Here is a 13,782-nt window from a genome sequence, read left to right as displayed (position 1 = left end):
GTACCGGGCATGCCCGGCGTCCTTCGTGCCAGCCTCCGTCGTCATGCATCCGAACCTACCCGAGCGGACCGACAGTCGAGAGCTCTCGATCATCGCGGGCGGCATCACCGCCGTGCGGGGTGGACGCCGGACCGCCCCGACGGCGATCCGGCTATCCCTGCCCTGCTCCGCAGGAGTCCGATTCCTCCCCGGCCCGAAGGCCGGGGCATCCTCGGAGGAACCCGGTGAAAATGGGGTCGGCGCTCTCCTTGGAACGGATGCTTCCTCCAGCGAGGGTGAGGTCGACCCAGGGCGAAAAGACGACCACGGCGGCTGGTTGCGGCAGCCCGGCCTCCCGGGCGGCAAGCAGCGTGGCGATGCTCAATCCGCCACCCGCGGAGTCACCGGCCATGACGAGGTCTCGTGGGTCGGTGCCCGACGCCAGCAGCTCGCGGTAGGCCGCGAGCCCGTCGTCGACAGCCGCGGGGAAAGGGTGCTCGGGCGCCAGCCGGTAATCCACCGACGTCGCGCGCAGCCCGGCGCGGCGGGCCAGTTCACCGACCAGCCCTGCGTGGGTGTCCGGTGAGCCGATGACGTAGCCACCGCCGTGCAGGTAGAACAGTCGGCCACGGCCGGAGACTTCGGCCGGCTCCAGCTCCAGGGTCGGCCGCCCACCCAGGACGGTCCTGCGGGTGACCACGTCTTCAGGCGTGGGGCGGGTGACAGCCGCGGTGAAACCGCTGCGCTGCTCCTCGGGAGTGGGCCGCATCTCGCTGCGAGGGACGGAACGGAGTATGGCGTCCAGGGCATCGCGCTGCTGTCGGGACATGCGGGGCCTCCATGGGTCGGGGTGCGAGGATGGATTCCTGGGAATCCACCTGTCTGACCCCAACCGGATTCCAAGGAAGATGATTCCCAGGAATCTACTGGAAGGCTAATGTGAGCCACATCACTCCGATCTTCACCGATCTGGTCCGCGTCGAGACACGGCTCTACAACGCGGTGAGCGCCCGGTTGCGCACCGAACAAGGGCTGGGGCTGGGACAGTTCGAGCTCTTGGAGATCATCGACCGCGTGCCGGGGTGCCGCGTGCTCGACATCGTCGGCGAACTGGCGATCACCGTGGGGGCCGTCAGCAAGGCGGTCGACCGGCTGGTGGCCGCTGGCTGGTGCCTGCGGGTCGCGCACCCCCAGGACCGCCGCTCGTCCGTCCTCCGCCTCACATCCGCGGGTGAGAAGCAGCTGTCCGCTGCCCGCCCCATTGTCGAAAGCGACCTCATCTCACTGACCGCGGCGGTTCCCCCTGACGACCTGGCGCGCATCGCCTCAACCCTGGCCATCCTTCGCGCAACCCTCGAGGCGGGCCCCACGGCCGGCCCGGATGAGGGAACATGACCCGTGAATGGCATCCGACCCCGCAGAGTTGAATGACACTGCTTGGCCCAGCAAGGCCGACATCACGAATTCAAGTTCAGTAACCTCTGAGAAAGCCTCACTGACAATGGAGGCCATCGAGGGCACCGTCGAGGTGAGCGTGTGGGACACCGAGCCGAGGACCCTCTGATCGCGGTCGACGGCGGCTTTCTCCTGATCAAAAGCATCAGCTGGTGGCCGTGGAAGGGACCCGCACCCAGCGCCTCCGGAGTGACGACCATTGGGCGGTACGCCGAGTGACCGCGCTGCCCGATCTCTGCTGGGCGGCTTCACCAGCGAGGCCGCGCCGGCGCCCCGCCCTGCGGCGAAGGCCCCACCATCGCGTGCGGCGCGCCAGCGTGCCCCTCCGGCGCCGTTGCCGCGGCCCGCCACAGACCATTCATCCGCACCCGCCGCACACGGGCGGCTGTCCCCGCCGTGGCAGCGGGGCCGGTGTCGTGTCTGCAGCAGCTGCTCGCGCTCGCCCAGCAGAGCGTGGGTCGCGGGGTACCCCCTGCACCCCGGCCCGGACGCGCAGGGCCAGCACCAGGAGAGTGTCCAGGGCACCTACGTGCCCGCCACGGTCGGCGACACACAACTCGCTCAGATCGCACACTTGGTGCGCTCCCTGTCCAGGGCACCACGCCTGTTCAGTGTGTGTCGCACAGGTCGACCCCGGTGAGGTCGCCCTGAAGATGACCGAGGGCATCGAGCCGGCCGAGCAGGCCCAGGTGTGGGCCGGCATCCGTGGGTGGAGAACGTCGAGGCCACCCTGGAGCTGCTCGACGACCAGGAGATGCAGCGCCGCACCCTGTGTGGCTGGCCGTACCCCGTCAGGCCGAAACCGGCGGCCTGCAGATGCCGGCGTCCCTCGGCGCCACCTGGCAGGCATCACGCCGATGCTCGGCATGCGCCCGGCGCCCGTGGCACGGCGCGAGGTGACCGCCCACCGCGCGCAGGGCCCTGCGGGTGGAGGCCGCACTCGCCGGGGCATCGCCTTCCGCCCCGTCCGCCCGGCAGAGATCGTATGGATGATCCAGCACGCCCTCCACCGCGGCCACGCGGAACCTTTGCTCGCCGAAGCCGAGACCAGCGACCTGCACGGCGGGCAGATTCGTAACAGTGTGCTGTGCTACCCCGGGGGCCTCGACAACACAGGCGAGCACAAAAAGCGCCGACCGAATCACGCGGTCACGTCGCAAGGCCTGGTGGCGACGGAACACCGGCTCGCCGCTCAGGCGGCGCTGGCTGCAGATCGAAACCGACACCGGGACCGTTGGACCGCCACCACACTGCTGGCCACCCTCGGCGACGGCACCAGCTTCCCCACCGCTGGCAATGGGAGTGAGTCCCCCCTCCGTGCCCAGGACCCCGCTCGCCCCCTCCGCGCCGCGGGCTGCTCGGCGGAATCAGAAACCGTCGCATCCCGAATTCGACGGCGGAGCAATCCCGACGAACGTCATTTCCGTATGAATCCATAGCAAGCAAAACCTTCTCCACAACAACATCGACGGAGAGGTTTCGCAAACCTTTATGGCCGATATCGGAGGTGATGGTCCGCCGCCTGAAGGCGCTTCGCGGGCGGCGAGCGCACAGAGCTACGCGCAGGCTCTGAAGCGCAGGGGCGGCCTTCGAGGCCGCCAGTAAGTCAGGCACACCCTCAGAGAGGGGACTCACATGCGCGCGCACACACGTATCAAGAGAGTGGCTGTCGCGGTTGTGTCAGCACCGATCCTGGCCATCGCCGCCGGGGCCGGAGCCGCCCAAGCGGCCGCCACCTCCGCGCCCGAGCACGTCGTCTCGTTCCACCAAGACGACGGCTGGGGCTGGGGCCACCACGGCGGTGGCTGGGGCTGGGGCCACGGCTGGGGCTGGGGCCACGGCTGGGGCTGGGGCCACGGCGGCGGCTGGGGCCACGGCTGGGGCTGGGGCCACGGCGGCGGCTGGGGCCACGGCGGCGGCTGGGGCTGGGGCCGCTGAGTCTCAGCGGAACTGATCACAACCCCTGACAACAAAAGGCGGATCCGGGTGCTCGATCCCATCGGGCACCCGGATCCATATGACGCCGCACACCCTACGCTCGCTCGAACTGACCGCGAGGGCGGCTTCGACCATGCCCTCGCCGTCGAAGCCATCCGCCCAAGGTTTCGGTTTGCGGCGCCGAGCTTCATGCCCATCAGCCGCCCGACGGTCTCGGCCGCCCGGCCGTGCCGGCTGCCCACACATCATCTCGGCCGCCGAGCGCTGCCGCCCCACACCACCGCACCAGGGTGCCGGTAGACGCCAGGGCGGGCTGACACCAGGCCCATGGGCGCGGCAGCCAGGGACGCGGCTGGCGACGGAAGGCAGCAGCCTCACCGCGCGGGGAAGATGACCACGAGCTCGGGCCTGTCTGCGCCGGCGTGGACGGGCTGGGTCAGGTCAGGAACTACTGCGGGCCACCAGGACGGGACGCAGCCAGGCTCCAAATCCGTGGTCACCGGTGAAGCTCTGGTTGGTGTCGTCGACAGTGATGCCGCACACGATCCGCTCGCCCTCCCGGCGCAGGAGACCGAACAGGACGTGGAGCGTGGCGTGGCAGTCACCGAGAGCCGTGTGCGAACCGACCGCGCCGTCGGGAACGTGCGCTCCGGCCAGTGCGCTGATGGCCGCGTATCGGGTCAATCGCCTTCATGCACTCCACGCCGACGCGGGCGGTCCCAGACCGGATCGCACCTGTGCATGAGAGGTGCAGCGCCACTCGGCCTCCCTATTCCTCCTGCTGTGGGTGATTCGTTTCACCGAGGTAGTTTATTGTTCAACCAAGTGAGGGCGCGTAGTTTCCATAGCGCAGCAGCACCGAGGGGTTCCACCGGTCCGCACTGACCAGACCAACGGGCTGCGCAAGGAGGAAAGACCATGAAGAAGATCATCTGGCGTGTTTCGCGTGCGGCGATTTCCACTGCGCTCGTGGGAGGCGCGCTCCTGGCCGCCGGCGGCTCCGCGACTGCGGCCACTTCCAAGGCCGATGAGCGCATCACAGTGGTCGAAAGCGAGGGCCAAAACCTCCCCGGGCACGGAAGCCGGAACGTCGGCTACGGGTACGCCAGTGAGCACAGGGCGGCGCACGACCGCCACCCTGACCCGTGGGTCGCAGACCAGTTGGCGATGTACGACCCCTGGATCACCGACCAGTTGGCCATGTTCGACCCCTGGATCACCGACCAGTTGGCGATGTTCGTGTCCGACCGCGCTCGGTGAGACTTGACCAAGGACTTGTCTGCGGCATCGATGTTCACTCGAATCTCCTGGCCGCTGACCCTCGGGAACACGCCTGCCGCCGGGTTCGACAGGCCGGCGCGGTAATCGGGCACCCGTCGACCCACCGACCATCCTTGAAAGCTGGTTCTGGATCACTTTCGGTGCTGAAGCCACGGACGGTCTCCACAACCGCGATGACGAACGGCCTCACGCTGCGAGGAGGACTCGCTTGCGGAGCAGGTCGAAGTCGGTCCGACCGAACATCTGCCGCTTCAGCCCGGCCTCGAGTGATCGGCCGAGGCTCGGTGCCACGGAAACTCGGGTGGCTTCATGCTCTGCGGGGGTCGGTTCAGCCCTGCCGAAGAGGAGGGCGAAGCCCGAGGGGGATTGAGCAAGGGCGCGGGTGGGGAGGTCGGGGCCGACAAGCTTGGCGATGACGGCGCCTCCTGCCGCGAGGGGTACTCGCCGCGTTCCTCGACAGCCTCCAGGAACGGTCCCATCTCATGTGCACCACCGTGCTCGCCCGCTTCGACGCCAAAGCGCGCGGAGGAAGGCCGACGGGGACGGACATCGTCCGTGAACCAGGCCAGGGACTGCTCGGCCGCCTCGACCCCCGCGCCAGCCGGCGACCGCGCCCGACTCGGGAGTGGGCTCCCCGGAGTGCGCATGATCAGCGCCGCTGTACGGGTGCCACGTGTTGCTCTGCTCGTTCTGCGCGGCCCAACTGATCACTCCCGCCCTGGCGGATGCCGGCTCCCTTTGCACGGCGCCGGCCCGGTCGACGGGTGCGGCAGCCACCGATCGTGACCGAGGATCTGCTGTGGCGACGCTCCGCCCGCCTTAGCCAAGCTTCACGGGCTCCCCTCAGGCGGGCTCCGGTGCCCGTCCTCGCTGTACGAGCATCATGGCCATGTCGTCGTTGACCAGACCGCCCGCGTACGCCCGAACGTCGGCTGTGATCTCCCGGAGAAGCGGTCCGGGGGCGTGTTCGGCCCACCTCTGCACGCGCTCGGCGAGCGGGTAGAAGGTGCCCTCGCTGTCGCGCGTCTCGGTGACGCCGTCGGTGTACAGCAGGATCCTGTCCCCGTCCTGGAAGGGGAAGGTCGCCGCCTTGTATTCGGTCTCGGACATGGCGCCGAGGCCGAGTGGTGGGGCGGGTTGGGTCACATGGAGGGCGGTGGTGGTCTGGGCCGCCCGGCGCAGCAGCAGGGGCGGCGGATGTCCGCAGCTGATCATGTGGACCACCGGTTCGTCGTCCGGGATGTCGAGCACCACGGCGGTCACGAAGCGTTCGGCGGCTTCGGGCTCGGATTCCGAGAACTCCGCGAGGCCCCAGGAGACCGCGTCCTCGACGTAGGCGACCAGTTCCGCCAGCGGGATCTGGCGGTGGGCCGCAGCACGAAAGGCCCCCAGCACGATCGCCGTGTCGCTGATCGAGGCGAGGCCCTTGCCGCGGACGTCTCCGATGATCAGTCGGGTGGAGTCGGAGGTACGGGCGGCGGCGTAGAGGTCGCCGCCGATGTAGGTGTCGGCCTCGGCGCTGTGGTATTCCGCTGCGAGCGACACCGCTCCGGCCTGCTCCGGGAGCGGGCGCAGGACGACGCGCTGGGCCCTGTCGGAGACGGTCCGCGCCCGGAGGAGTTCCCGCTGGTGCCGGTCCCGCAGACGGGTGAAGGCGACCAGGAGGATGCAGAGTGCGGCGAGTGAGACGAGTTCCACCAGGACGCTCTCGGTGCTCAGTACCCGCCGCTCCGCCCCAGCCGCGATCAGCGCGAGTACGGAGAGAGCACCGATGAGTGCCGTGGGTCGCGGACCGGTGCCGATGGCGGTCACCGCGGTGGCGACGACCAGCAGATGGGCGAGGTGGATGTCCGGTGGAAGGAACGCATCGGCCACCGGGATGCAGATGACCAGGAGCAGCGGGGTGAGCACCCAGAGCGGGCGCGGTGCTGCCCGCCACCAGGCCCGGAGGGTCGTGTTCGCCTTCGCGGTGGTCGCAACACTCACTTCTTGCTCCGGTGCATGGTGTTGGGATCATGACTTGCGCCGTCGTGCACGATCCGCATCAGCCATCCGACCAGCAGCCCCCGTTCTGCCAGGGTGAATGACTGCGAGCGTGACGGGGCGGTCAGGCTGGTGGCGGCCCACTGAGTGGTCACCGGGTTCCAGCGGCTGTTCGCTGTCTTCGTCTCCAGGATCCGCGATCCACGTGTTGGCAGTACGAACCGGGTGTCGAAAAGGGATATTCCGGATGATCAGCCCAAGGGTGAAAGATCGAACCGTGCACCGTTAGGGCGAGGAGATCCAGCTGAACAAGTCGCCGGCATCAGCCACCAGGGGGACTCACGGAGTGACGGATCATTGGACCTGTAAACCTGTAAAACAGGCGGAGTCTCAACGCTCGCCGTCGAGGCGACGAGCTGCGGGACGAGACCGGCCGCGTCCAAACCCAGCCGGCCGCGGCCGAGCGCGAAGGGCGGGAGTGGGCGCCAGCCCGCCCGCAGGCGGGTCGACGCCACGTGCGCTAGTGTCCTGCGCCGCAAATCACACGGGTAAGTTGCTATCTGCTTGCCGGGTTGATTTTGGTGAGGTAGTCGGCGAGAGATTTCAGGATCTCGTCGGCGGTTTTGACCCAGGTGAAGGGCCGCGGATTCTCGTTCCAGGTGTCGATCCACGCCTCGATGTCGTCCTCGAGGGCTTTGACGGAGGTGTGGACGCCGCGCCGGATAAGTTTGTCGGTCAGCAGACCGAACCAGCGCTCGACCTGGTTGATCCAGGAGGAGCCGGTCGGGGTGAAGTGGACGTGGAAGCGGGGGTGCCTGGCCAGCCATGCCCGGATCTCGGGGGTGTTGTGGGTGGCGTAGAAGCCCCTATGTTTCGTCAAGCCGCGGAAGGAAGCTGGCCGATAGCCAGAGGCCGGATGTGGCGGTAGAGCTCGCGTGCGACGTACCGCTTGAGGCACCGGATGATCTCGCGTTTGGACATGCCCTCGGCGGTGCGTCGCTGCAGGTAGTTCTGCGTGCGTTCGTCCCAGCGTATGCGGGTCATCACGATGCGGTAGAGGGCGGCGTTTGCTTGGCGGTTGCCTCCGCGGTTCAGGCGCCGTCGTTGGGTCTTGCCGGAGGATTGCTCGACCGGGCTGACGCCGCACAGGGCGGCGAAGGATGCCTCATCGGTGATGCGGTCAGGGTTATCACCTGCGGCGATGAGGAGGACAGCAGCGCTGTCGGGGCCAACACCGATCAGGTCCAGCATCTGCGGCTGGCAGGAGCGGACGGCCCTGGTGGTGCGCCGGATGAGCTCTTTGACCTCGTCGGACAGGTGCTGGACTCTGCGGGCGAGCAAGCGCATCGTGAAGACGGCCTCGCCCCGATCATCGACGTCAAGGGCCGCGCAGGTGGCGACCAGGGCAGGATTGCTCAGGCCTGTCAGCAGTTCGCGCAGGTCCGGGTCGATAGCCAGCAGGACGGCCTTGAGCTGGTTCAGTGCCTGGGTGCGGGCCTTGACGGCTGACTCCTTGGCGAGCCGCAGGACCCGCATGTCCGCTGCGGGGCCGTCCGCGGTCTTCGGCACGGTGGTGGCGCGTCCGGACAGTACTGCGCGGGCGGCGGCGTCCGCGTCGACGGCGTCTGTCTTTCCGCGCTTGCGCCGGGTGGCACGGTCGGGCTGGTTGATTTCGACGACCTCGATGCCTTCCCTGCGCAGGTACCGGGTCAGCGCGGTTCCGTAGGATCCGGTGCATTCGACGCCGGCCCGGTGCAGGATGCCGAACGACCGTGCCCAGACGAGTAGTTGACGATATCCGGCGGCGGTGGTCGGGAACTCTTGGTGGGCGAGCGAGGCGCCCAGGGTGGTGATGACGGCGGCGACGTGGACGTCCTTGTGGGTGTCTACGCCCAGGATCACTTCCTCGGCCGGGGCCTGCACTGGCTGCGCGGGCAGCGTCGGCTGGGGCATGCTGGTGACGGTCACGAGGCTCCCTTGGACTGGGTCTGGTGGCTGACACCGGTCCGGTGGGCGGTCAGAACTGTGACGGTGCTTTGTGCGGCAAAGCCCCTATCGGGACACGTTCACCGGGCCGGCGCCAGTACGCACCGCAGGGAGCCGGAGCCGACAGTTCTACTCCAAGGCAGCTGCGGCCAGTTGTCGCACGGGTCAAGCTCCGGCCCCCTGCGGCACCCCATGATCCTCACAGTTGTCGCACACCAGGTGCACGTCGAGTTCGGCGGGCACCGCTTTATCTATCGTGACCAGGAACTTCTTGAACTCGATGGCCCGGTGGCGGCGGTGGAGCTGGCTGATGACGGTGCCGTCGGCGATGTTGAACGCGGCGAACAGGCTGGTGATGCCGTGCCGCAGGTAGTCGTGGGTGCGGCGTTCGGGCATGCCCGGCATCATCGGCAGTACCGGCTGCGAGCGGTCCAGCGCCTGGATCTGGCTCTTCTCATCGACACAGAGGACCACCGCCCGTTCAGGCGGGTTGTGGTAGAGCCCGACCACGTCCACGACCTTGTCGACGAACTGCGGGTCGGTGGACAGCTTGAAGGAGTCCTGCAGGTGGGGCTTGAGATCGAACTTCTTCCAGATCCGTCCGATGGTCGATTTCGACAGTCCCGTGCGCGCGGCCATCGAGGCCCGCGACCAGTGGGTGTCCTTGCCCGGGCTGGACTCCAGTGTCGCGACGAGCACGTCTTCGACCTGGTCGAGCAGGATCGACGGAGGCCGGCCGGGTCTCGGCTCGTCGTGCAGTCCGTCCAGGCGCTTGGCGATGAACCGGGCCCGCCAACGCTCCACGGTCGACTCGTCGACCCCGAGATCGGCGGCTGCCTGCCGGTTCGTCCCGCCTTCCGCGCAGCGCAGCACGATCTTTGCGCGCAGTGCGAGGTACTGCGCGGTCTTCGCCCGCCTCGCCCAGCGCACCAGCTGGTCCCGCTCGGCTTCGCTTAGGAGCAGCTCCGCCTTCGGCCTGCCGATCCGGCCCGCGTCCTGCAGCCCGGCCAACCTCTCGGCGGCGAACTTCCGGCGCCACTTACCCACCGTCTTGGCCTGGACGTCAACAAGCCGCCCCACGGCGGCATTCGACATACCGTCAGCGCACGCGAGAATGATCCGGGCCCGCTCAGCCGCACGCCGGTCGGGGCCGGCGGCCCTGCGCACCAACTCGGCACGCTCGTCCTCAGACAACGTGATCGACACTGCAGAAGGCCCCGGATGCGACACCCGAAAAGAGTAGCAACTTACCCGTGTGATTTGCGGCGCAGGACACTAGGGCGCGTATCGAGTCGTGATCAATCTTCGGAGTTCACCCTCGGAGTGGACGGTGATCCGGTAGATCGTGTTGCGTGACTCGAGTGCAACTGACGGACGAAGAGTGGGAGTTCATCGAGCCGTACCTGCCGGTCGGCGAGTACGGCCCGTACCCCGAGCGCCTGCGGCAGCAGTTCGAGGGTGTGATCTGGCGGTTCAAGACCAGCGGGCAGTGGCGGGAGATGCCACGGGAGTTCGGCGCCTGGTCGACCGTCTCCAACCGCTTCCGTCAGTGGCGCGACGCTGGCGTGTTCGAGGCCCTGCTGGAGGGCTTGATTACAGAGGCCGCGAAGCGGGGCGAAGTAGACCTGTCTCTGGTCAGCATCGACTCCACCACCGCTCGGGCCCACCACGACGCCGCCGGGATGCACATGAATGAGGACCTGCTCAACTCTCTGGAGAAGGCCGCCGCCGAGGAGGAGAAGGCCAGGTCAAAAGGGGCGACTACGAAGAACAAACCGGACGCGATGCCGAAGCAGACCCCGAGCGTGAGGAGCGACGACGCGTCCGCCGTCGCCGAAAGCTCAGGCTGAAGGCTGCCCTCCTGGGACGCTCGCGGGGCGGGCAGACCAGCAAGGTCCACCTCGCTGCCGACCGCAAGTGCCGCCCGCTGGCGTTCATCCTGACCGCCGGGCAGGCGGCCGACAGCCCGCAGTTCATCCCCGTCCTGAACAAGATCCGGGTCCGTGGACCCGTCGGCCGGCCCCGCACCCGGCCCGACGCCGTCGCCGGGGACAAGGCCTATTCGTCCCGCGGCAACCGTTCCCACCTGCGCAAACGCCGTATCAAGGCCGTCATCCCGGAGAAGGTCGACCAGGCCGCCAACCGGAAGAAGAGGGGATCCGGGGGTGGCCGACCCGTCAGCTACGACGCCGACCTCTACAAGGAGAGGAACACCGTCGAGCGGCTGATCAACAAGCTGAAGGCCTGGCGAGGCATCGCCACCAGGTATGACAAGACCCCGGAGAGCTACCTCGCCGGCCTCCACCTGCGCGCCTCGATGATCTGGATCAAAGACCTCACCAGAACAGTCCGTTGATCACGACTCGATACGCGCCCTAGTGCCGTGGCCGGAAAGGCCTGCCGGTTTCGCCGCGGAGCCGAGTGCCTCCGTTCCGCTCTGCGAGGGACCGGAGGTGAGAGCCGGTGAAGCCGCGATGGTCGCGGCACTAGGCGGACCCCCGCAGCCGTAGTTCCGCGCGTGCCACGAGGTCGTCCGGGCCGAGCGGGGTGCCGCCGGTCAACAGCCGGGCGGCCTGGTCGACGGCGAGTGCCCCGAGCCTGCGCGTGTCGAGAGCCACGCTGGACAGCGGGGGCTCGACCAGCGTGCCGAGCCTCACTCCGTCGAAGCCGATCACGGCCAGGTCGCGCGGGACCTGGCGTCCCACCCGGCGTGCACTGCGCAGCGCGCCGATGGCGATGATGTCGTTGAAGGCGAAGACAGCGGTCACATCGGGGTGTGCGGCGAGCAGGCTTTCCAGTGCGCTTTCGCCGCCCTCCACGCTCTGATCCGCACGGCACACCGGTCCTTCGGCGAGCCCGTGGGCGGCCAGCCCATCGGCGAACCAGGCGTGGCGCACGCTCGGCTCGGCCCGGGCAGCGTGGTCGAGCATGCCGATGCGCCGATGCCCGGTCTCGACGAGGTGTGCGATGGCCGCCCTGACTCCGTCCCTGCCGTCGATCCGGATGGAGCTGAACCGTTCGGCATGCTCACCACGGTCGATGAGGACCACCGGCAGCCCCCGGGTCAGCTGTTCGATCTCGGCCTCGGGCCGGCTGAAGTAGCCGACGACGGCGTCCACTTGTGAGGCGATCACCTGGAGTGTGCCGACTTCCTCCTGTGCGCTGTCCGCAGTGTCGTAGACGAGGACGTGCCAGCCGCGGGCCCGCGCCGCTTCCAGCGCCGCCGCGGCGATCTCGGTGAAGAACGGGTTGAGCAGGTCGGGGATCACGAGACCGACGCTGATCGTGTCCTGGCGCACCAGCCCCCTGGCGAACCGGCTCGGGCGGTATCCCAGCGTCAGCGCGGCGTCCAGCACGCGCTGCTTGGTGGAGTCGTCGATCTCCCCCTTGTCGTTCAGCGCGCGTGACACGGTCTGCCGGGACACCCCGGCAGCGCGGGCGACATCATGGATCGTCACCCTGCGGGACTCGGTCCCGGACGGCACTATCGCTCACCTCCGCACTTCGGACGCCACCGGTGCGTCACAGCGGTCCGAGTATGCCCGGGCGCTGCCACGAGCCCTGTGCGACCCGGAAGTCTTGACACTCGAACGCACGGGAGCGCACACTTCCGAACGTTTCGCACCGTCCGTGAGCGTTCCCGTGAACGTTCACGGGAACGCTCACGGACGGAAAATACATGAGCTTGCCCATTTCCGCCACGGCGCTCGGCGACCGAACCGACACCGTTGCGCCCGTCCACTTCCACCACGGCATCCCGTCTGAGTGAGTCAACGTCGACCCGTCTAGCGCCGTCGCTAGTCGTTCTCGGGAACGGAAAACATGAGCAGCACAGTCACGCGCACCCGCCTCGCCGTCGCGGCCGCCACAGCAAGCATCGTCGTACTCGCCGGGTGCTCATCGTCCGGTTCGTCGGACAAGGCCTCCCCATCGTCCTGCGCGCCCACGAAGGGCAAGGTCACCCTCCAGTACTGGAACACCGTTCCAGGCATGGACAAGGTCGTCGCCCTGTGGAACAAGCAGCACCCGGACATCCAGGTCGAGACGAAGAACATCTCCAACGACCAGTACGGCACCCTCGGCAACGCCCTCAAGGCGGGCAAGGCGCCCGACCTCGCTCAGGTCGGCTACGACGAACTGCCCAACCTGCGCACCCAGAACGCCTTCGTGGACGCCTCGGCCTGCAAGGCGGCCACCGCCGCCAGCTCGAAGTTCGTCCCGTGGACCTGGTCGCAGACCAGCTTCGGCGGCACCGGGGTGTTCGCCATCCCGCAGGACACCGGCCCGATGGCCCTCTTCGTGCGCAGCGACATCTTCAAGAAGCACCACGTTGCCATCCCCACGACCTGGGACGAGTACGCGGCGGCCGCGCAGAGGCTGCACAAGGCGGACCCCGGCCTCACCATCACGTTCTTCGACCCGAACAACGCCGAGTGGTTCAACGGGCTTCTCTGGCAGAACGACGCCAAGATGTACGGCTACTCCGCCGACAAGTGGCAGGTGACCGTCGAGTCGGACCAGAGCAGGCAGGTCGCCCGATACTGGCAGAAGCTGATCTCCGGCAAGCTCGTGCGCACCGACCTCGCCAACGGGTCGACTCAGATGTACGCCGCCTATCAGAAGGACCAGATCGCCAGCTACGTCGGCGCCGCCTGGGGATACAGCATGTTCCGCGACAACCTGCCCAAGCAGGCCGGCAACTGGACGATCGTCCCCATGCCCACCTGGGGCTCGAACGGCGCGTCCGGTGACTGGGGCGGGTCGACCGTCGCCTTCATGAAGGGCAGCAAGCACCTGTTCGAGTCGGTGGAGTTCAACACCTGGCTGAACACCGACCCGGACGCCCTGGCGATGGAGAACGAGCTCGGTGGCCTCTACCCGGCGGCCAACGCCGGCCTGCAGCTTCCCGCGCTGAAGAAGGGCGTGCCTTACTACAACAACGAGAAGATCTTCGACATCTTCGCCGACTCGTCCAGGAAGATCGACACCAGCTTCGCCTGGGGTCCCACGCAGAAGACGGTGAACCTGGCACTCCAGGACGCGATGGCCAAGGCGACGGCCGGCGACGGCACGCTCACCGACGCGCTCGCGACCGCCCAGTCCGCGGCCCTGAAGTCGATGAAGGACCAGGCGATCCCGGCGACGGCGGGCAAGTGACCG

At 68.1% G+C, this 13,782-nt stretch carries 10 protein-coding genes and 4 pseudogenes; 6 read left to right on the top strand and 8 right to left on the bottom strand.

Annotation, left to right across the window (positions count from 1 at the left end):
- Positions 1-151 precede the first annotated feature (151 nt).
- Entirely contained in the window at positions 152-808 is a 657-nt protein-coding gene (locus tag ACIBJF_RS42085) for an alpha/beta hydrolase (protein ID WP_399182195.1), read from the bottom strand.
- Positions 809-918: 110 nt separating this feature from the next.
- On the opposite strand from ACIBJF_RS42085, the gene ACIBJF_RS42080 reads away from it, so the two are divergent.
- The 3 genes and pseudogenes from ACIBJF_RS42080 (at position 919) to ACIBJF_RS42070 (ending at position 3,372) form a co-directional block, all read left to right on the top strand.
- Positions 919-1,374 (top strand): MarR family winged helix-turn-helix transcriptional regulator, encoded by a 456-nt coding sequence (locus ACIBJF_RS42080; protein ID WP_399182193.1) that lies wholly within the window; start codon positions 919-921, stop codon positions 1,372-1,374.
- Positions 1,375-1,906: 532 nt separating this feature from the next.
- A pseudogene (locus ACIBJF_RS42075) lies at positions 1,907-2,664 on the top strand (ATP/GTP-binding protein); the annotation flags it as partial.
- A gap of 447 nt (positions 2,665-3,111) precedes the next feature.
- Positions 3,112-3,372, top strand: coding sequence for a hypothetical protein (locus ACIBJF_RS42070; protein ID WP_399182192.1), 261 nt, complete (start codon positions 3,112-3,114; stop codon positions 3,370-3,372).
- A gap of 441 nt (positions 3,373-3,813) precedes the next feature.
- Here the strand turns inward: ACIBJF_RS42070 and ACIBJF_RS42065 are convergent, their stop codons facing one another.
- Positions 3,814-4,056, bottom strand: a complete 243-nt coding sequence (locus ACIBJF_RS42065; RefSeq protein WP_399182190.1) for a hypothetical protein — start codon at positions 4,054-4,056, stop codon at positions 3,814-3,816.
- A gap of 234 nt (positions 4,057-4,290) precedes the next feature.
- Between ACIBJF_RS42065 and ACIBJF_RS42060 the strand changes: the two genes are divergently transcribed.
- Positions 4,291-4,632, top strand: coding sequence for a hypothetical protein (locus ACIBJF_RS42060; RefSeq protein WP_399182188.1), 342 nt, complete (start codon positions 4,291-4,293; stop codon positions 4,630-4,632).
- 864 nt (positions 4,633-5,496) lie between these two features.
- On the opposite strand, the gene ACIBJF_RS42055 is transcribed toward ACIBJF_RS42060, so the two are convergent.
- The 5 genes and pseudogenes from ACIBJF_RS42055 to ACIBJF_RS42035 form a co-directional block, all read right to left on the bottom strand.
- Positions 5,497-6,639: a PP2C family protein-serine/threonine phosphatase gene (locus tag ACIBJF_RS42055; RefSeq protein ID WP_399182186.1), complete on the bottom strand. Its 1,143-nt coding sequence runs from the start codon at positions 6,637-6,639 to the stop codon at positions 5,497-5,499.
- Positions 6,636-6,791, bottom strand: coding sequence for a hypothetical protein (locus tag ACIBJF_RS42050; RefSeq protein ID WP_399182184.1), 156 nt, complete (start codon positions 6,789-6,791; stop codon positions 6,636-6,638). The genes ACIBJF_RS42055 and ACIBJF_RS42050 overlap by 4 nt, the downstream gene beginning before the upstream one ends.
- A 401-nt stretch (positions 6,792-7,192) precedes the next feature.
- A pseudogene (locus ACIBJF_RS42045) lies at positions 7,193-7,492 on the bottom strand (transposase); the annotation flags it as partial.
- 20 nt (positions 7,493-7,512) lie between these two features.
- Entirely contained in the window at positions 7,513-8,604 is a 1,092-nt protein-coding gene (locus tag ACIBJF_RS42040) for an IS110 family transposase (protein ID WP_399182182.1), read from the bottom strand.
- Between the two features lie 198 nt (positions 8,605-8,802).
- Positions 8,803-9,828, bottom strand: a pseudogene (locus tag ACIBJF_RS42035) (IS630 family transposase); the annotation flags it as partial.
- A 146-nt stretch (positions 9,829-9,974) separates the two neighbouring features.
- Here ACIBJF_RS42035 and ACIBJF_RS42030 point away from each other — a divergent pair.
- Positions 9,975-10,978, top strand: a pseudogene (locus ACIBJF_RS42030) (IS5 family transposase).
- Positions 10,979-11,108: 130 nt separating this feature from the next.
- Here the strand turns inward: ACIBJF_RS42030 and ACIBJF_RS42025 are convergent.
- Positions 11,109-12,107: a LacI family DNA-binding transcriptional regulator gene (locus ACIBJF_RS42025; protein WP_399182180.1), complete on the bottom strand. Its 999-nt coding sequence runs from the start codon at positions 12,105-12,107 to the stop codon at positions 11,109-11,111.
- 337 nt (positions 12,108-12,444) lie between these two features.
- On the opposite strand from ACIBJF_RS42025, the gene ACIBJF_RS42020 reads away from it, so the two are divergent.
- Positions 12,445-13,779 carry an ABC transporter substrate-binding protein gene (locus ACIBJF_RS42020; protein WP_399182178.1) on the top strand — a complete coding sequence of 445 codons (1,335 nt, stop codon included), beginning with the start codon at positions 12,445-12,447 and terminating at the stop codon, positions 13,777-13,779.
- Positions 13,780-13,782 lie beyond the last annotated feature (3 nt).

This window comes from Streptomyces sp. NPDC050743 (assembly GCF_044456925.1).
In the GTDB taxonomy this organism is placed as follows: Bacteria; Actinomycetota; Actinomycetes; order Streptomycetales; family Streptomycetaceae; genus Streptomyces.
The sequence above is the reverse complement of the archived record's forward strand: the minus strand, read 5'-3'. Positions and strand labels throughout refer to the sequence as shown.

Coding starts and splice junctions, on each gene's coding strand:
- ACIBJF_RS42085 (WP_399182195.1), bottom strand. CDS start 808: ATGTCCCGACAGCAGCGCGATGCCCTGGACGCCATACTCCGTTCCGTC.
- ACIBJF_RS42020 (WP_399182178.1), top strand. CDS start 12,445: ATGAGCAGCACAGTCACGCGCACCCGCCTCGCCGTCGCGGCCGCCACA.
- ACIBJF_RS42060 (WP_399182188.1), top strand. CDS start 4,291: ATGAAGAAGATCATCTGGCGTGTTTCGCGTGCGGCGATTTCCACTGCG.